Origin of the sequence: Pseudomonas sp. B22129, assembly GCF_044218875.1 — a bacterium.
Taxonomy (GTDB): Bacteria; Pseudomonadota; Gammaproteobacteria; order Pseudomonadales; family Pseudomonadaceae; genus Aquipseudomonas.
This window is the reverse complement of the sequence record NZ_CP162592.1, coordinates 6,634,109-6,649,836: the sequence shown is the minus strand read 5'-3', so window position 1 is coordinate 6,649,836 and position 15,728 is coordinate 6,634,109. Positions and strand designations below refer to the sequence as shown.

Below are 15,728 nucleotides of genomic sequence, written 5' to 3'. Positions count from 1 at the left end.
GCCCTCGGTGGCTGCAAATGACACTAACGATGCTATATGACACTTTGTGTCATTGGCAAGCGCAGCTCTCGCCTTTCTGCATGGATTAACCGCAGCACATGTCTATCCGTTTGAAATTATTGAGAAAAAAACTTGGCGTAACCCTGGATGTGCTGGCTGAAAAATCCGGGATGACCAAGAGTTATCTGTCCAAGGTCGAACGCGGGCTCAACACGCCATCGATTGCCGCCGCGCTGAAACTCGCCAAGGCATTGAACGTGAAGGTCGAAGAGCTGTTCAGCGAAGACAGCGTGAGCCTCGACCAGTACAGCCTGGTGCGCAGCCATGAGCGCCCGGATACGGCGCCGGGTTACGCCGTGCTCGCCCATCAGGTCAGCGAGCGCAGCCTGCTGCCGTTCATCATCTATCCGCCGGCCGAATTCACCGACAAGACCTTCAAGGAGCACGTGGGGGAAGAGTTTCTGTTCGTGCATGAAGGCCAGGTGGAGGTGGACTTCATGAACGAGCGGGTGATACTGGCGCGGGGCGATGCGCTGCATTTCAATGCGCAGAAGCCGCACCGGATTCGCTCGGTGGGAGAGGTGCAGGCGCAGTTGCTGGTGGTGGTTCACAGCTCGGAAGAATAATCCATTCGACAGTTGAAATACGGTCAATGTGGGAGCGGGCTTGCTCGCGAATGCGGTGTGTCAGCTCCACATCAGTTGACTGATACACCGCATTCGCGAGCAAGCCCGCTCCCACATTTTGATCAGCGTTCGACGGGGACGGACAGTGCCGGGTTGCCCAACGGATGCGTACGCGCGGCAAAGAATTTCAACTCAGCGCCGGTACCGTCGAACAACTCCGAATACCGCCGCTTCTGCTGACGAATAAACCCGTCACTGCGCCCCGACACCGAGATGGCCAATGTGGTGAGCCGGGCCTGGCGAATCGCATCCACCAGGTGCTGATCCTGCGCCCCCAGATCATGGCCAAAGATGCACAGCGCGCCTTCATGGCTCAGCAACTGCTCATAACAGAACGACAAATAATCCGAACTGCGGATGGTCTTGAGCTTCTCCTCAACCTTGCCCTCGCTGACAAACAACGGCACATCGTCCAGCGTCTTGATCGTGTTGTTGATCGCGAAACTGCTGAGCAAGGTGCTGTCGGTGGACGGCAGTTTGCGGGCGGTGCCATCGAGGTTACGCACAAGGTGCAGGCCGCCGTGCAGGTAGAGGATGCGCGTGGCGTCGGTGTGCGTCGTGCGCAGGTCGAAGCTGGCGTCAGGGCTGCGGAACAGATCGTCGATGCCCGGCGTGTGCAGGATCGCCCAGTAGTTGAGCAGGTCGTAGTTGCTGGTGAACACCGTGCCGTAGCGCGCCAGTTCGCTGTTGATCGTCACCAGTGTCGATGGCTGCACCAGCCGCCATGGGATGTGCACGCTGTGGATGGTGTTGATCAGCGCTTCCTTGATCGCGTAGTAGCGGTTGCGTGGCGCTGCCGAGCTGACCGCCAGGGCCTTGTTGACCCGGCTGGTGGTTTTGAGCGCGCCCAAGGCCTGCTCGAAACTGCGGGTTTGCAGGGCGTCGAACACGCTGAGTTCGGATTGGCTCAGAGGTTTTTCTTCCACTGTGCGCGCGTTTTCGAACAGCGAGTCGTAGGCAAAGTCTTCCCAAATCGTGCGGCTTGCGCCGTTGCCGATCAGAATCCCGCTGAAGTCGGCCGCAGCGCGCACGGCGCTCCAGTCTTCAAGGTGGGCGTCAATATCCTGGAAATCCTTCATTGCGGCGGGTCTACTCAAAATCAGCTGGGCGCTGACTTTATCACGAGCCGGTGTTGATCCTGATCAAGATGCGCCGCACGGCACAGGTTGATGCTGTAGGCATAACGCCTCCGAGGATTTTTCATGAGCAGCACGTTCTTTATTCCCGCCGTCAACATCATGGGCACCGACTGCCTCGACGAGGCCATGACCGCCATCCGCAACTATGGCTTTCGCAAGGCGTTGATCGTCACGGACGCTGGGCTGGCAGAGGCGGGCGTCGCGGGCATGATCGCCGAGAAGCTGGCGATGCAGGACATCGACTCGGTGATCTACGACGGCGCCAAACCCAACCCCAACGTGGAAAACGTCGAGAAAGGCTTGGTGCTGCTGGAGGCCAATGCCTGCGATTTCGTGGTGTCTCTCGGCGGCGGCTCGCCCCACGACTGCGCCAAGGGTATCGCCTTGTGTGCCACCAACGGTGGGCATATCGGCGACTACGAAGGCGTCGACCAATCCAGCAAGCCGCAACTGCCGCTGGTGGCGATCAACACCACGGCTGGCACTGCCAGTGAGATGACGCGTTTCTGTATCATCACCGACGAAACCCGCCACGTGAAAATGGCCATCGTCGACCGCAACGTCACGCCGCTGCTGTCGGTCAACGACCCGGCGCTGATGGTCGGCATGCCCAAGGGGCTGACCGCCGCCACCGGCATGGACGCCTTGACCCATGCCATTGAAGCCTACGTGTCCACCGCCGCCACGCCGATCACCGACGCTTGCGCGATCAAGGCCATCGAGCTGATCAGCGCCAACCTGCGCCTGGCCGTGCGCGATGGCAGCGACAAGGCCGCGCGGGAAAACATGGCGTACGCGCAGTTTCTCGCCGGGATGGCCTTCAACAATGCGTCGCTCGGTTTTGTGCACGCCATGGCGCATCAATTGGGTGGGTTGTACGACCTGCCCCATGGCGTGTGCAATGCGGTATTGCTGCCCCATGTGCAGAGCTTCAACGCCAGCGTCAGCGCCAAGCGCTTGAGCGATGTGGCCCGCGCGTTGGGCGCCGATATCAAGGGGATCACGCCGGAGGAGGGTGCCCAGGCGGCGATTGCGGCAATTCGTACACTGGCCCATGACGTGGAAATTCCCGCCGGCTTGCGTGAGTTGGGCGCCAAGTTGCAGGACATCCCGTTGCTGGCTACCAATGCGTTGAAAGATGCGTGCGGGCTGACCAACCCTCGGCGGGCCGATCAGCGTCAGATCGAGGAGATCTTTCGCAGCGCGTTCTGATTCGCCCTGCAGCGGGAGGTGCACAAGAAGGCGCCGCTCGCCAACACCAGGCACATCAGCGCCAACGGCCATGCCTGCTGGCTCACCAGCAGGCTCGCCACGCCGCCGATTGCAGCGGCCATCAACTGATGCATAAACCCGCTCAGTGCCATGGCGTAGGAACCGCTTACCGGCGACTCATCATTGGCCAGTGACAAACTGATGGGGTAACTCATCGACTGCCCGAACACCGCCAGGCAATACGGCAGCCACAGCAGCAAGGCGAGCCCGCTGGCGAACACGCTGCCCAGCAACATTGTCGCCGTTCCCAGCAACACCAGCGCCACGCCCCAGCTCATCATCGTCAATCGCCCCATGCGCGCGACAAAGCGATTGACCATCAACGCCCCCGCCAGGTAGGCCGCGCTGATCGGCCAACCCAGCCAACCGTACTGGGCCGGGCTCCACTCAAAACGGCCTTGCAGAATCAGCGGCGCGCAGGTGTTGAAGGCGATGATCACGCCATAGCCCAATCCCCCAGCGAGTGCTGCGTGCAGAAAGGGTGGGTGACGGACGATCGTGGCATAGATGCGCCAGGCCGAGACGGATGAATCGGCTTTGACCAATGCCGGAAATTCAACCCGTTGCAACACGCCCATCAGCACAACAGCGCCGATTGCCAGCCCGTAGAAAATCGCCTGCCACCCAAACGCCACCTGCAACATCGAACCGACAAATTGCCCGATGCCCAACGCGACCACGAAGGTCATCCCCAACCAGGACAGACCCTTGGCCAGCAGCGCGCCGCTGAAACTGTCCCGCACCAAGACCCGTGCCATCACGGACACACCGCCTGCCCCCAGGCCCTGAACCAGCCGCAACAACAGGAACGACTCAATATTGAAGGCCGATGGAATGGCCGCACTTGCCAGTGCATACACCGCCAACGCCGCCAGTAACACGGGTTTTCTGCCAAAGCGCTCACCCAGGCTGCCCCACAACAACATCGGCAAGGCCATGCCCACCAAATAGATCGCAAGGGCCAGCGCCACCTGATCCTCGGCGGCGGGCAGGGAGTGGGCAATGGCCGGGACGGCGGGCAAATAACTGCTGATGCCCACTTGGCCGAGGAAGGCGGCGCAGCAGGCGAGGGTGAGGGTGGTGGTATTTTTCAAGGGCAGGCTTTTCCTTTTTCAGCGGTAAGCTACAAGCTGCTAGTGTATTTGTCTCTAACGTGCGGCTTATCGTTTGTAACCAAGGAAGCAACCCCATGAGAGTTCTGCTTTTCGGCGCCACCGGCATGGTCGGCCAAGGCGTGCTGCGCGAGTGCCTGCTGGCTGATGACGTGCAGGAAGTCGTCGCCGTCGGCCGCACGCCTTTGACCCAGGAACACGGCAAGCTGCACCAGGTGTTGCACAGCGACATGCTGGATTTCCAGCCCCTGGAGAACCTGCTGCAAGGCTTTGATGCCTGCTTCTTCTGCCTCGGCGTGTCGTCGGCGGGCATGAATGAAACCCAATACACCCACCTGACTTATGACCTGACGCTGGTCGCGGCCAGCACCCTGGCGCGGCTCAACCCGCAGATGACCTTTATCTATGTGTCCGGCGCCGGTACCGACAGTTCCGAGGCGGGCAAATCGATGTGGGCGCGGGTCAAGGGCAAGACCGAGAACGCCTTGCTGCGGCTGCCGTTCAAGGCGGTGTACCTGTTCCGGCCCGGGGTGATCCAGCCGTTGCATGGTGTGCGCTCGAAGACGCCGCTGTATCAATCGTTCTATACCGTGCTCGGGCCATTGCTTTCATTCTTTCGCCGGATCAAACCGGGTTGGGTGATAAGCACCGAAACGGTGGGCCGGGCAATGTTGCAAGCGGCCAGCGTGGGAGCGCCGCAATCGGTGGTTGAGCAAGCGGCAATCAATCGCTTGGCCGACGAGCGCCGCTGATGTTGCACAAGAGTCTGGTGCGGCGCCTGGACCTGATCACCTTGCAGTTGTTTGTGGCGGTGTTCGAGGAGGGCACGCTGACCCGCGCCGCTGCCCGCGAAGCCATCGCCGTGTCGGCGGCCAGCAAGCGCTTGATGGAGTTGGAGCAGGTGCTGGGCGTCAGCCTGTTTGTGCGGCGCGCCAAGGGCATGGACCTGACGGCTGCCGGTGAGACGCTGCTGCACCACGCGCGGCAGATGCTGTTCAACGTCGAAAAAATGGGCCTGGAGTTGGGCGAGCACAGCCACGGCGTGCGCGGTTATGTGCGCATGCTGGCCAACCTCTCGGCGATCATTCAGTTTCTTCCCGAGGATCTGCGGGGCTTTTCCGAACTGCACCCCGAAGTGAAAACCGATCTGGAAGAACGCCCCAGCCATGGTGTGGTGCAAGGCGTGCTGGATGGTGTGGCGGACCTGGGCATCTGTTCCAGCGATACCGACACCAAAGGCCTGCCGAGTGTGCTCTATCGCCACGACAAACTGGTGGTGCTGATGCCCGCCGATCATGCGTTGGCGTCGCGCACGAGCCTGGCGTTTGCCGAAACCCTGGGCAGCGATTACGTCGGCCTGCATGCGGCCAGCTCTATCAATATGCGCACCCACGCCGCCGCGCGTGAGGCTGGCCAGACTTTGCGCCTGCGCATCCATGTGCCGGGGTTCGATGCGATGTGCCGGATGGTCCAGGCGAATATGGGCATCGGCATCCTGCCGCACAAGGCCTACGAATTGTTTGGTCGCGCGCTGGGGCTGCATGCCGTGCCGCTGACGGATGCATGGTCGGATCGGCGGTTGATACTGGTGGTGCGTGATGAGGCTCAGTTGTCGCCGGTGAGTCGGTTGTTGTTTGAATACCTGAGCACCCCGCCTGATTAAGCGCAACCCTGGTGGCCTCATCGCGGGCAAGCCCGGCTCCCACAGGTGCCCGCGTTCCCATGTGGGAGCCGGGCTTGCCCGCGATAGCGATCTATCTGTATTCGCCATTCGCGAACGCTCCTTGCCAACTGACGGTTGGATTTCCCCTGTTCGTGTCCTCTAGTCTTGGCCACACATTCCAAGAATAAGAGGTACACCCGATGACGGCTCCCCTGAGCGGTATCAAGGTGATCGAGATCGGCACGCTGATCGCTGCGCCGTTCGCCGCCCGGCTGATGGCCGAGTTTGGCGCCGAGGTGATCAAGATCGAGGCCATGGGGCAGGGCGATCCGCTTCGCAAATGGCGAAAGCTGCATGAAGGCACTTCGCTGTGGTGGTACCTGCAATCGCGTAACAAGAAGTCCCTGGCACTGGACCTCAAATCCCCGGAAGGCCTGGGCCTGATCAAACAACTGCTCGGTGACGCCGATGTGCTCATCGAAAACCTGCGCCCCGGCGGCCTGGAAAAACTCGGCCTGGGCTGGGACGTGTTGCACGCCATCAACCCCAAGCTGACTCTGGTGCGCATTTCCGGCTACGGCCAGACCGGCCCTTACCGCGACCGCCCGGGTTTTGGCGCGATCGGCGAGGCCATGGGCGGCATCCGCTACACCACCGGCAACCCGGATTCGCCACCGGCGCGGGTGGGCGTGAGCCTGGGTGATTCCCTGGCGTCCCTGCACGGTGTGATCGGCGCGCTGATGTCGTTGCTGCGGGTCAAGACTGGCCAGGGCGACGGGCAGATTGTCGACGTGTCCCTGGCCGAAAGCGTGTTCAATCTGATGGAAAGCTTGGTGCCGGAATACGACATGCTCGGGCATGTACGGGAGCGCAGCGGCGGTGCCTTGCCCGGCATCGCGCCGTCCAACACTTACCTGACCGCCGACGGTGCCTATGTGGTGATCGCTGGCAACAGCGACCCGATCTACAAGCGCCTGATGCACACCATCGGCCGCGCGGATCTCGCCGATGCAGCGGAATTTGCCCACAACGATGGCCGCGCCGCCAAGAGCGGTTTGCTCGACGCTGCGATCACCCACTGGACCAGCAGCCTGCCCATCGAACAGGTGCTCAGCGCCCTGGAAGCCGCCGAGGTGCCGGCCGGGCGCATCTACTCGGTGGCCGATATCGTCAGCGACCCACACTACCAGGCGCGTGACATGCTGCTCGATGCCGAGCTGCCCGGCGGTGTGTCCGTGAAGATGCCGGGCATCGTGCCCAAGCTGTCCGAAACCCCTGGCGAAGTGAACTGGCAAGGTCCGACGCTGGGCCAGCACACGGATGACATTCTCGGCAGCCTGGGCCTGACCGGTGCCGATATTCAACGCCTGAAAACCTCGGGAGTGGTGCAATGATTTCTGATTATTCCGACGCGCTGATCGTGCAGGAAGTGTCCCCGCGCGATGGCTTGCAAATCGAGCCGACCTGGGTCGAGACCGCCGACAAGATCGCCCTGATCGACCAGCTTTCCCTTGCCGGTTTTTCGCGGATTGAAGCAGGTTCCTTCGTCTCGCCCAAGGCCATTCCCGCCTTGCGTGATGGCGAGCAAGTGTTCCAGGGCATCGAACGTAAACCCGGTGTGATTTACGTGGCGCTGATTCCCAACCTCAAGGGTGCCCAGCGCGCCATCGAGTCCCGCGCCGATGAGTTGAACCTAGTGATGTCCGCCAGCCAGACCCATAACCTGGCCAATATGCGCATGCGTTGCGAGGCGTCGCTGGCGGCATTTGGCGATATTGTCAGCGTTGCCGCCGACCACCCGGTGCGCCTCAATGGCAGCATCGCCACCACCTTCGGCTGCCCGTTCGAAGGCAAGATCGATGAAGACCGCGTGCTGCAAATTGTCGACGCTTACCTGGAGCTGGGTATCCCGGGCATCAGCCTCGCTGACACCACCGGCATGGCTAACCCGCGGCAGGTGGAACGTTTGGTCACGCGGGTGTTGCAGCGAGTGTCCGCCCGCGATTTGACCCTGCATTTCCACAACACACGTGGCCTGGGTTTATGCAATGTGCTGGCCGCCTATGAAGCCGGCGCCCGGCGGTTTGACGCGGCCCTCGGCGGCCTGGGGGGGTGCCCGTTTGCGCCCGGGGCGTCGGGCAATATTTGCACTGAAGACCTCGTCAATCTGTGCGAGGAAGTTGGCATCCACACCGGAATCGATCTACCGCACCTGTTGCACTTGTCCCGCCGCTTGCCCGCTTTGCTGGGCCATGAATTGCCCGGCCAGGTCGCCAAGGCCGGGCGTAATTGCGACCTGCATCCACCACCGGCTTACATCGCCACGCTGTAACGCCGCACCAGACAACAAAAACAATCGGGCGCCGTTGAGCAGCCCGCTGGAGAGAAACCATGAGCACTACTACGTTAGAGGCCGGCGCGCGCACGGCTGATGAGATCGACGCGGAAAAACACCTGGTGAGCAAGGTCGCCTGGCGCCTGATGCCACTGATCATGGTGTGCTACCTGTTCGCGTTTTTTGACCGCATCAACATCAGCTTCGCCAAATTCCAGTTGCAAGCCGACCTGAGCCTGAGTGACACCGCCTATGGCCTGGGCGCCGGGTTGTTTGTGGTGGGCTATGTGATTTTCGAAGTGCCGAGCAACATGATGCTGTACAAGGTCGGCGCGCGGCGCTGGATCGCACGCATCATGATGTCCTGGGGGCTGGCGACGGCGGCGATGGTGTTTGTCACTGCCGAATGGCAGTTCTACGGGCTGCGTTTCATCATCGGTGCGATGGAAGCGGGCTTCGCGCCGGGTGTGTTGTATTACCTGACCCTGTGGTTTCCGCAGCATTTCCGTGGGCGCATCACCTCGCTGCTGTTCCTCGCGTCGGCGTTTGCCGGCTTGGTTGGCGCGCCTTTCTCCGGTCTGGTGTTGGAACACCTCGATGGTGTGTTGCAGATGCGCGGCTGGCACTGGTTGTTTCTGCTGGGCGGCTTGCCGTGCATCGGCTTGGGTTTCCTGGTGCTGACAATGCTCAAGGACCGCATTGAGGATGCCCACTGGCTGACGGCCGAGGAGAAGGCGTTGCTGTCGAGCCGTATCGCCAAGCATGAGCCAAACCAGCACGGCGGCTCACTCTTGTCGGCGATCCGTATTCCGGGTTTCCTGATGCTCGGTTTTATCTACTTTCTGATCCAGGTCGCGTCCTACGGCCTCAACTTCTGGGCACCGCAACTGATTCGCAGCGCCGGTACCGAGAGCCCGGTGATGATCGGTTTGCTCACGGCCATTCCCTATGTGTGCGGTGCGATCAGCATGGTGGTGATCGGGCGGCTGTCGGATGCCACCGGTGAGCGGCGCAAGTTTGTCTGCGCCCTGGTGGTGCTCGGCGCCGTGGGTTTCTTCAGCGCCGGGATCTTCGCTGACCACACCACCTTCCTGATCATCGCCTTGGGCATGCTGGGCGCAGGCATCATCGCCTCGATTCCGACCTTCTGGACCTTGCCACCCAAGTTGCTGGCCGGCGCCGGGGCAGGCGCGGCGGGCGGGATCGCGGTGATCAACACGCTGGGGCAGTTCGGCGGCATTGTCAGCCCGGTGATGGTGGGGCGGATCAAGGACCTCACCGGCAGCACCACCCCTGCGCTGTATGTGATCGGCGTGTGCGCATTGTTGGCGGCGGCGCTGCTGTTGTGGGGCTTGCCGCACAAGCTGCGCACGCTGGACAAGGGTTGATCAGCCCGCCGTAGCCAGTGCGCGGGCGGGAGTGGTGCTGAATTGAATCAACACCACACCGCCGATCAACAACAACGCCCCCAGCACCCGGGGCGTTGTCAGTTGGCGTTCCACCAGGCCAAACAGGCCAAAGTGGTCGAGCGCCAGCGAGGCTAGAATCTGCCCGGCCATCGCCAGGGCGATAAAGCCGGAAGCGCCGAGCTTGGGCAGCAACATCAACGCCAGTGAGATAAAGCACACGCCAAAGGCGCCACCGGCCCACATCCACAGCGGCGCCTTGGTGATAAACGCCAGGCTCGGCAGCGGCAAACGAAGGGCCAGAATCACCGGCAACAACACAATAATGCTCACCAGCAGCGAGGCCAGGGTGGCCCACAGCGGGTGGCCGAGCCCACGGCCGAGGTTGGCGTTGATCGCACTTTGAAACGGCACCACCGCCCCGGCGATGACTGCCAGCACCCATAAACCTGCCCAATGCAACGTTGTCATTTTGAGTCTCCCAGAGGTTTTTCTGGACTCTAGGCTATTCGTCGCGCACATTTAAATTCCAAATTCTTATGCCAGGCATGCAGCCGATGAATGATCTGCGCCGCATCGATCTCAACCTGCTGGTGATCCTCGACGCCTTGCTCGCGGAGCAACACGTGACCCGTGCTGCCGAACGCCTGCACCTCAGCCAGCCAGCGGTCAGCCATGCGCTGGCACGCTTGAGGGATGTGCTGGGAGACCCGCTGTTGGTTCGTCAGCGCGGCAGCCTGGTGCCGACCGCGCGAGCATTGGAGTTGGCCGCGCCACTGGCCGAAGCCCTGGCCCAGGTGCAGGCATTGCTGGCGCCAAACCGGTTTGATCCGGCATCCGCCAAACGCAGATTCCGCGTGGCGATGTCGGATTACAGTGCGGCGATTTTCCTGCCGGAGCTGGTGCGCATGTTGCGCCGCGAGGCGCCCGGTATCGACCTGCAAATCATCCAGGCCAGCCGCGAAGGCATGGTCGACGGCGTGCTCAATGGCGATCTTGATTTGGCCGCCGGCGTCTTCCCCGACATGCCCGCTGAACTGCGCACCATGCCGTTATTCGAAGAGCATTACACCTGCCTGGTGGACCGCAACAGCCTGCCGGAAAGCGGCGTGCTCGATTTGCCTACCTACCTGTCACGGCCCCATGTGCTGCTGGAAATGCGTGGCAGCGGCACGCCGGAAATCGAGCGGGCATTGACCGCGATTCGTGAACGGCGGCACGTGGCGATCAGCCTGCCGCACTGGGGCGTGGCGCCGCAGTTGATCCAGGGCACGGATTTGGTCCTGACGGTATCGTCGCGGGGCTTGCTTAACATTGATCATCAGCAACTGGTGGCCGTACCTGCGCCGTTTCATATCCCCTCGTTTGCGGTTGAGCTGGCGTGGCATGTGCGGCGGGGCGGGGATGCGGGGTTGCAATGGTTGATTGGGCGGGTGCAGGGTGTATTGTCCGAAGACCCACGCTAACAGGATAAAAACACCATGCTCTCAGGCCTCAACCACCTGACCCTGGCCGTCACCGATTTGCACCGCAGCGTCGGCTTCTACCATGAACTGTTGCAGTTGAAACTGGACGCCACATGGGACAATGGCGCCTACCTGTCATTGCCCGGCCTGTGGTTGTGCCTGTCGCTGGACCCGTTGCGCTGTTTAACCCCGGCTGCCGATTACACCCACTATGCCTTCAGCGTCGATGCCGTTGATTTCACCGCGCTGGTCACCCGCCTGCGCGCCGCCAGCGTGCAGGAATGGCGCGACAACCACAGCGAAGGTGCGTCGTTCTATTTTCTCGACCCTGATGGCCACAAGCTGGAAGCGCATGTCGGTGATCTGGCTTCGCGCCTGCAAGCCTGTCGTGCCAAGCCCTATGCAGGAATGAAGTTTTACCCGTAGCGCCATAACGTGCAGAATCCATCCACCATTCAACCGTCTGTCAGAGTCGCGCCCATGACCCCATCCTTGCTGCTCGCCGTCCTCGCTTCGGGTTTTATCTACGGTATTACGCCTGGTCCGGGCGTGTTGGCGGTGTTCGGCATTGGCGCCGCGCGTGGCCGTCGTGCCGGGGCAGGTTTTTTGTGCGGGCATTTGCTGGGGGATGTGGTGTGGTGCAGTACCGCGCTGATTGCGATTGTCGGCGCGCGGGAGGTCGGCAGCAGCGCCTTTGACGTGCTGGGTGTGCTCAGTGGCCTGTACCTGTTCTGGCTTGGCTGGCGCGCGATTCGCACCCAGCGTCGCAGCAGCGATGCGCCACAAGGCGCCGCGCGGCACCCGTTCTGGCACGGTATTTTGTTCGGCCTGACCAACCCCAAGGCGTACCCGGTGGCAGTCGCGACCTTCACGGCGTTGCTGTCCAGCCGTGCAGAGTTGTTGACCTGGGCAATGTTGCCTTCGCTGATTTTCCTGAGCTTTATCGGCGGTTTGCTGGCTTACGCGATTCTGATTGGCGTGGTCGGCGCCCAGCGCGTGCGCACGGTGTATCAGCGCCATGAAATCCTGATCACCAAACTTTGCGGCGTGATGTTTATCGGCTTTGCCATCAACGCTCTGGCACACGCTCTACCGGGCCTGTTTGGCAGCAAACCGGCCTGACCTGGCGATGACCGTTCGTCGCACTGGCGAGTTTTTTCTAAACCTTTGCCGCCCTGAAAATTCGAATTCAGGGCGGGGGTAAATCCCTCCGATCTTATTTTTGCCCTGGAGGAACCCATCATGAGCCGTATGGCTATCCGGTTACGCACCGCCAGTTTCGCGATGCTGCTGGGCCTCGGCGCCAGCAATGCTTTCGCCCAGTCGCCGGCTGAATTCATCGAGCAAGCTTCGGCCAAAGGGATGGCCGACATCGAAACCAGCCGCATGGCCCACGCCAAGACCTCGTCCCAGGAAATCAAGGACTACACCATCGAGGTGATCAACGAACGCACCTTGGCCAATCAGCACTTGGCGGCCATCGCCAAGAAGCTCGACCTGCCGGTGGCGCCGCGCGAGAAGATCGTCGACAAGGCTGAAACCCTGATGCCCGAACTCAAGGACGGCGACTCCTTTGACGCCGCCTACACCGCACAACAGGTCAAGGAAAATGAAGACGCCATTGCCCTGTTCAAACAGGAAGGCGCGGCGTCGGATGTGCCGGAGATAAAGGCGCTGGTGGACGAGACGTTGCCCAAGCTGGAAGAACGTTTGCAGAAAGCTCGTGCCCTGGCATCGAGCTACGGCAAAGGTCATCAAGGCGACGGTTGATTGCATTTGGTTAAGCAAAAACGGCGGTTGGAATGTATCCAACCGCCGTTTTTTTATGCCTGGTTCAAATCGGTCTTGGCCTGCGCCGCATCGTCGACCGACGCGCCACAACTGCTGTTCAGGCTCACGGTGCCGGTGCTGCCGATGCTGCGGTATTCCTGGCGCAGTTTTTCCAGTTCCTTGCGGTCCAGGCCATCGAGGCTCAGCACTGCGTTTTGCGCGTCCTTGGAGACGCGCAGCAGTTCGTCGATCTTGATGTGCAGGATGTCGTTGTCGCGGTTTTGCGTGTTCTGGATCAGGAACACCATCAGGAAGGTGATGATGGTGGTCGAGGTGTTGATGATCAGTTGCCAGGTGTCGTTGTAGTGGAAATACGGCCCGCTCAGGCTCCACACCAGAATCAACGCCACCGCGGCGTAGAAAGTGCGGGGGCTGCCTGCCCAGCGGGACAGGGATTGCGAGACTGCGGAAAATTTCATGACCGTTTTCCTTGAAAGGGAGGGTGATGAAAGTATGGACCGCAGGGTTGTTCTGAAATTTCTTTTTACAATTAGCCCGATGAGCGCAGGTATGCGTTTTGTCGGTGGCCCCTTTTAAAAGGCCAGCTCTGTCTGGTCCGGGCCTTCCAGGGCGAGCAAATACTGCTTGGCTTCCAGCCCACCGGCAAACCCGGTCAGGCCCCCGGATGCACCAATCACGCGATGGCATGGCGCAATGATCGAGATGGGGTTGCGCCCGTTGGCGGCTCCGACGGCACGTACGGCTTTCGGGTTGCCGATCTGATGCGCAATCTGGCTGTAGCTGCGGGTTTCGCCGAAAGGAATGGTCAGCAGCGCCTGCCAGACCTGTTTCTGGAAGTCGGTGCCCGCGAAGTCCAGTTCCACCTCAAAGTGGTTGCGTGTGCCGGCGAAGTACTCTTTCAGTTGGCGCTCGGTTTCAAGCAGCACTGCGCTGTCGTTGGCTTCGTACAACTGGCCAAGCCGCACGCGGTTGGCCCGCTCTTGTTCCCACAGGATCGCGCAGAGCTTGTCGTCGCGTGCCACCAGGGTGAGTTGGCCGACGGGGGAGGGCATGAGTTTGTATTCGTAGGCCATGAGCGGGCTCCTGTTGGGGGGCGTTGTTCCAATGTTGTTCAACTCTAGAACAGCGCTCCCGATTGAAAACTACGTTTCTTGCGGTGGAATTCGGTCAGCGGTCTTGCTGCAAGACTTTGAGCGCCGCCGAAGCCAGAAAGCCCGAACGGCTTTTTTCTTCCGGGTGGCTCAGCACATATTCATCAATACGGTTCAGCAGATAGCCGGGCAGTGTGATATTGAGCTTCTGCGCCTTGCCCAGGTATTTGGTGACATCAATGTCGACCACTGCCCAGGTGCAGCCTGCGTACTGAGGGTTGGCCGCATGCAGGGTGACTTTTTGCGCGCCTGGAATTGGCGCGCCATCTTCCGCGAGAATTTCGAAGTGCCCTTCGATGGCTTCGCGCGCCATGGCCATGGCGTCGTCCAGGTCATCGCCAGCCGAGTAGCAGCCAGGAATATCGGGGACTTCCACGCCCCAGGCGTGATCTTCGTCGCCGGTTGAAATTGCGATGGGGTAAAGCATGTCTGTTGTCCTCCAGGGACGATTAACTCAACAGAGCCTGTTTCAAAATGCTCTTGGCGGTCTTGTCCAACAGGTCCTTTTTCGGATGGGGAATCGTCACCAGCCCCGGTTTGGTCGGGTGCTTGAAATGATGATGGCTGCCGCGAGTGCGCACCAGGTACCAGCCGTCTGCAACGATGTGTCCTATCAAATATCGGCTATCCACAGCACCTCCTTGTGGTGTGTGTTGGTGGTGACTATAACCACTGAAAATAAATTATCAACACTCTACCTACCGACGGTCGATGGCCGGTATTTCGCTGGCGAGTGATTGAAGTGTATGAGTGCGCGGGAATGGCGTCGGGCAGAGGTATTGCGAGGTTTTGCGGTGCTGTTACCGGGTGTGTAACGCCTCGGTAATGACGGCGAGGAAGGCATCCACCAGCACACTTTTTGTTTCAAACGGGGTCAGGACCAACAACTGTGCGCGTGCATCGGCCTCGGCCAAAGGTCGATAGGTCACGCCCTTGTTCATCAGGCTTTGGGTGCATTCCGGCACCAGCGCCACGCCTTGCCCGGCGGCAACCAGCGCGATAATCGAGGTGATTTGCCGGCCGGTTGGCCCGGGACGCAGCGGCTGGCCGTGGTGCCGGTAAAGCTGTTCGATGGACTGGTTCAGGCCCGATCCGTAGTCCGATGGAAACAGGATCAGCGGGTAGGCACTGAGCTGCGCCAGGCTGACGTGCGGCTGGCTTGCCAGAGGGCTGTCACTGGATATCGCGGCCACCAGGCGCTCCTCTCCGAGCGACAATGCCCGCACCTCGTCGTTGGGCGGCAACAAGCGACTCAAGCCGATATCCAGGCGTCCATCCGCCACCTGCGCGCCGAGGCTGCCGGACGCGCATTCCACCAGGGTCAGTTGCACTTCGGGGAAGCGCTGGGCAAACGCCTGGATGGCCTGGCTGAACAAATCCGACAGGGCAATCGAGCTGACATACCCCAGCGCCAGTTGCCCGGCAGTGCCTGCGGCCAGCTTGCCGGCGATTACCTGCGCCAACTCCACCTGCTCCAGCACACTGCGCGCATAGGGCAGAAACGAACGGCCTTGAGCGGTAAGGGTCACCGTGCGGCTGGTGCGATCAAACAGCTTGAAGCCCAACTCTGTTTCCAGCGCCGAAATCTGTCGTGTCAGCGGCGGCTGCGCCAGGTGCAGGCGAATGGCCGCGCGGCCGAAGTGCAATTCTTCGGCGACCGTCAGAAAGTATCGCAGCTTGCGTAGGTCGAGCATCCTGGTCCCTGGG

General features: G+C 61.1%; 19 protein-coding genes. 11 read left to right on the top strand and 8 right to left on the bottom strand.

Annotation, left to right across the window (positions count from 1 at the left end):
• Positions 1 to 98 precede the first annotated feature (98 nt).
• A complete protein-coding gene (locus AB4P94_RS30390) occupies positions 99 to 626 on the top strand; it encodes a helix-turn-helix domain-containing protein (RefSeq protein ID WP_395608746.1) in 528 nt (175 codons plus the stop codon).
• Positions 627 to 748: 122 nt separating this feature from the next.
• Here the strand turns inward: AB4P94_RS30390 and AB4P94_RS30385 are convergent, their stop codons facing one another.
• Positions 749 to 1,765: a DUF4917 family protein gene (locus tag AB4P94_RS30385; RefSeq protein ID WP_395608745.1), complete on the bottom strand. Its 1,017-nt coding sequence runs from the start codon at positions 1,763 to 1,765 to the stop codon at positions 749 to 751.
• A 123-nt stretch (positions 1,766 to 1,888) separates the two neighbouring features.
• Between AB4P94_RS30385 and yiaY the strand changes: the two genes are divergently transcribed.
• Positions 1,889 to 3,037, top strand: coding sequence for an L-threonine dehydrogenase (gene yiaY, locus AB4P94_RS30380; protein ID WP_395608744.1), 1,149 nt, complete (start codon positions 1,889 to 1,891; stop codon positions 3,035 to 3,037).
• Here the strand turns inward: yiaY and AB4P94_RS30375 are convergent.
• Entirely contained in the window at positions 3,004 to 4,191 is a 1,188-nt protein-coding gene (locus AB4P94_RS30375; protein ID WP_395608743.1) for an MFS transporter, read from the bottom strand. The genes yiaY and AB4P94_RS30375 overlap by 34 nt on opposite strands.
• Positions 4,192 to 4,286: 95 nt before the next feature.
• Between AB4P94_RS30375 and AB4P94_RS30370 the strand changes: the two genes are divergently transcribed.
• The 5 genes from AB4P94_RS30370 (at position 4,287) to AB4P94_RS30350 (ending at position 9,595) form a co-directional block, all read left to right on the top strand.
• Positions 4,287 to 4,961, top strand: coding sequence for an NAD(P)H-binding protein (locus AB4P94_RS30370; protein ID WP_395608742.1), 675 nt, complete (start codon positions 4,287 to 4,289; stop codon positions 4,959 to 4,961).
• Entirely contained in the window at positions 4,961 to 5,872 is a 912-nt protein-coding gene (locus tag AB4P94_RS30365; RefSeq protein WP_395608741.1) for a LysR family transcriptional regulator, read from the top strand. Before AB4P94_RS30370 ends, AB4P94_RS30365 begins: the two co-directional genes overlap by 1 nt.
• 200 nt (positions 5,873 to 6,072) lie before the next feature.
• On the top strand, positions 6,073 to 7,266 hold the full coding sequence (locus AB4P94_RS30360) for a CaiB/BaiF CoA transferase family protein (protein WP_395608740.1): 1,194 nt from the start codon (positions 6,073 to 6,075) through the stop codon (positions 7,264 to 7,266).
• The gene (locus AB4P94_RS30355) at positions 7,263 to 8,204 is read left to right on the top strand and encodes a hydroxymethylglutaryl-CoA lyase (RefSeq protein ID WP_395608739.1); all 942 of its coding nucleotides are present in this window, start codon (positions 7,263 to 7,265) and stop codon (positions 8,202 to 8,204) included. The genes AB4P94_RS30360 and AB4P94_RS30355 overlap by 4 nt, the downstream gene beginning before the upstream one ends.
• 59 nt (positions 8,205 to 8,263) lie before the next feature.
• Positions 8,264 to 9,595, top strand: coding sequence for an MFS transporter (locus AB4P94_RS30350; RefSeq protein WP_395608738.1), 1,332 nt, complete (start codon positions 8,264 to 8,266; stop codon positions 9,593 to 9,595).
• On the opposite strand, the gene AB4P94_RS30345 is transcribed toward AB4P94_RS30350, so the two are convergent.
• Complete coding sequence (locus tag AB4P94_RS30345; protein WP_395608737.1) at positions 9,596 to 10,084, bottom strand: DMT family transporter; 489 nt, start codon at positions 10,082 to 10,084, stop codon at positions 9,596 to 9,598.
• A gap of 77 nt (positions 10,085 to 10,161) precedes the next feature.
• Between AB4P94_RS30345 and AB4P94_RS30340 the strand changes: the two genes are divergently transcribed.
• From AB4P94_RS30340 to AB4P94_RS30325, 4 genes are all read left to right on the top strand, one after another.
• Positions 10,162 to 11,079 (top strand): LysR family transcriptional regulator, encoded by a 918-nt coding sequence (locus tag AB4P94_RS30340; RefSeq protein ID WP_395608736.1) that lies wholly within the window; start codon positions 10,162 to 10,164, stop codon positions 11,077 to 11,079.
• Positions 11,080 to 11,094: 15 nt separating this feature from the next.
• On the top strand, positions 11,095 to 11,505 hold the full coding sequence (gene fos / locus AB4P94_RS30335) for a fosfomycin resistance glutathione transferase (RefSeq protein WP_395608735.1): 411 nt from the start codon (positions 11,095 to 11,097) through the stop codon (positions 11,503 to 11,505).
• Positions 11,506 to 11,559: 54 nt separating this feature from the next.
• Positions 11,560 to 12,201 carry a LysE family translocator gene (locus AB4P94_RS30330; protein WP_094951029.1) on the top strand — a complete coding sequence of 214 codons (642 nt, stop codon included), beginning with the start codon at positions 11,560 to 11,562 and terminating at the stop codon, positions 12,199 to 12,201.
• 120 nt (positions 12,202 to 12,321) lie between these two features.
• Positions 12,322 to 12,849 (top strand): DUF4142 domain-containing protein, encoded by a 528-nt coding sequence (locus AB4P94_RS30325; protein ID WP_395608734.1) that lies wholly within the window; start codon positions 12,322 to 12,324, stop codon positions 12,847 to 12,849.
• Between the two features lie 53 nt (positions 12,850 to 12,902).
• On the opposite strand, the gene AB4P94_RS30320 is transcribed toward AB4P94_RS30325, so the two are convergent.
• The 5 genes from AB4P94_RS30320 to AB4P94_RS30300 all read right to left on the bottom strand — a co-directional run bounded on the left by AB4P94_RS30320 (position 12,903) and on the right by AB4P94_RS30300 (position 15,715).
• Positions 12,903 to 13,328, bottom strand: a complete 426-nt coding sequence (locus tag AB4P94_RS30320; RefSeq protein WP_395608733.1) for a low affinity iron permease family protein — start codon at positions 13,326 to 13,328, stop codon at positions 12,903 to 12,905.
• 114 nt (positions 13,329 to 13,442) lie between these two features.
• A complete protein-coding gene (locus AB4P94_RS30315; RefSeq protein WP_395608732.1) occupies positions 13,443 to 13,943 on the bottom strand; it encodes a methylated-DNA--[protein]-cysteine S-methyltransferase in 501 nt (166 codons plus the stop codon).
• Positions 13,944 to 14,037: 94 nt separating this feature from the next.
• The gene (locus AB4P94_RS30310; protein WP_395608731.1) at positions 14,038 to 14,448 is read right to left on the bottom strand and encodes a type II toxin-antitoxin system HicB family antitoxin; all 411 of its coding nucleotides are present in this window, start codon (positions 14,446 to 14,448) and stop codon (positions 14,038 to 14,040) included.
• Between the two features lie 22 nt (positions 14,449 to 14,470).
• The gene (locus AB4P94_RS30305) at positions 14,471 to 14,653 is read right to left on the bottom strand and encodes a type II toxin-antitoxin system HicA family toxin (RefSeq protein WP_017736377.1); all 183 of its coding nucleotides are present in this window, start codon (positions 14,651 to 14,653) and stop codon (positions 14,471 to 14,473) included.
• Between the two features lie 168 nt (positions 14,654 to 14,821).
• A complete protein-coding gene (locus AB4P94_RS30300; protein WP_395608730.1) occupies positions 14,822 to 15,715 on the bottom strand; it encodes a LysR family transcriptional regulator in 894 nt (297 codons plus the stop codon).
• Positions 15,716 to 15,728: the final 13 nt, after the last annotated feature.

Coding starts and splice junctions, on each gene's coding strand:
- AB4P94_RS30340 (WP_395608736.1), top strand. CDS start 10,162: ATGCAGCCGATGAATGATCTGCGCCGCATCGATCTCAACCTGCTGGTG.
- AB4P94_RS30300 (WP_395608730.1), bottom strand. CDS start 15,715: ATGCTCGACCTACGCAAGCTGCGATACTTTCTGACGGTCGCCGAAGAA.
- AB4P94_RS30365 (WP_395608741.1), top strand. CDS start 4,961: ATGTTGCACAAGAGTCTGGTGCGGCGCCTGGACCTGATCACCTTGCAG.
- AB4P94_RS30320 (WP_395608733.1), bottom strand. CDS start 13,328: ATGAAATTTTCCGCAGTCTCGCAATCCCTGTCCCGCTGGGCAGGCAGC.
- AB4P94_RS30360 (WP_395608740.1), top strand. CDS start 6,073: ATGACGGCTCCCCTGAGCGGTATCAAGGTGATCGAGATCGGCACGCTG.
- AB4P94_RS30330 (WP_094951029.1), top strand. CDS start 11,560: ATGACCCCATCCTTGCTGCTCGCCGTCCTCGCTTCGGGTTTTATCTAC.
- fos (WP_395608735.1), top strand. CDS start 11,095: ATGCTCTCAGGCCTCAACCACCTGACCCTGGCCGTCACCGATTTGCAC.
- AB4P94_RS30350 (WP_395608738.1), top strand. CDS start 8,264: ATGAGCACTACTACGTTAGAGGCCGGCGCGCGCACGGCTGATGAGATC.
- AB4P94_RS30390 (WP_395608746.1), top strand. CDS start 99: ATGTCTATCCGTTTGAAATTATTGAGAAAAAAACTTGGCGTAACCCTG.
- yiaY (WP_395608744.1), top strand. CDS start 1,889: ATGAGCAGCACGTTCTTTATTCCCGCCGTCAACATCATGGGCACCGAC.
- AB4P94_RS30310 (WP_395608731.1), bottom strand. CDS start 14,448: ATGCTTTACCCCATCGCAATTTCAACCGGCGACGAAGATCACGCCTGG.
- AB4P94_RS30370 (WP_395608742.1), top strand. CDS start 4,287: ATGAGAGTTCTGCTTTTCGGCGCCACCGGCATGGTCGGCCAAGGCGTG.
- AB4P94_RS30315 (WP_395608732.1), bottom strand. CDS start 13,943: ATGGCCTACGAATACAAACTCATGCCCTCCCCCGTCGGCCAACTCACC.
- AB4P94_RS30345 (WP_395608737.1), bottom strand. CDS start 10,084: ATGACAACGTTGCATTGGGCAGGTTTATGGGTGCTGGCAGTCATCGCC.
- AB4P94_RS30385 (WP_395608745.1), bottom strand. CDS start 1,765: ATGAAGGATTTCCAGGATATTGACGCCCACCTTGAAGACTGGAGCGCC.
- AB4P94_RS30325 (WP_395608734.1), top strand. CDS start 12,322: ATGAGCCGTATGGCTATCCGGTTACGCACCGCCAGTTTCGCGATGCTG.
- AB4P94_RS30355 (WP_395608739.1), top strand. CDS start 7,263: ATGATTTCTGATTATTCCGACGCGCTGATCGTGCAGGAAGTGTCCCCG.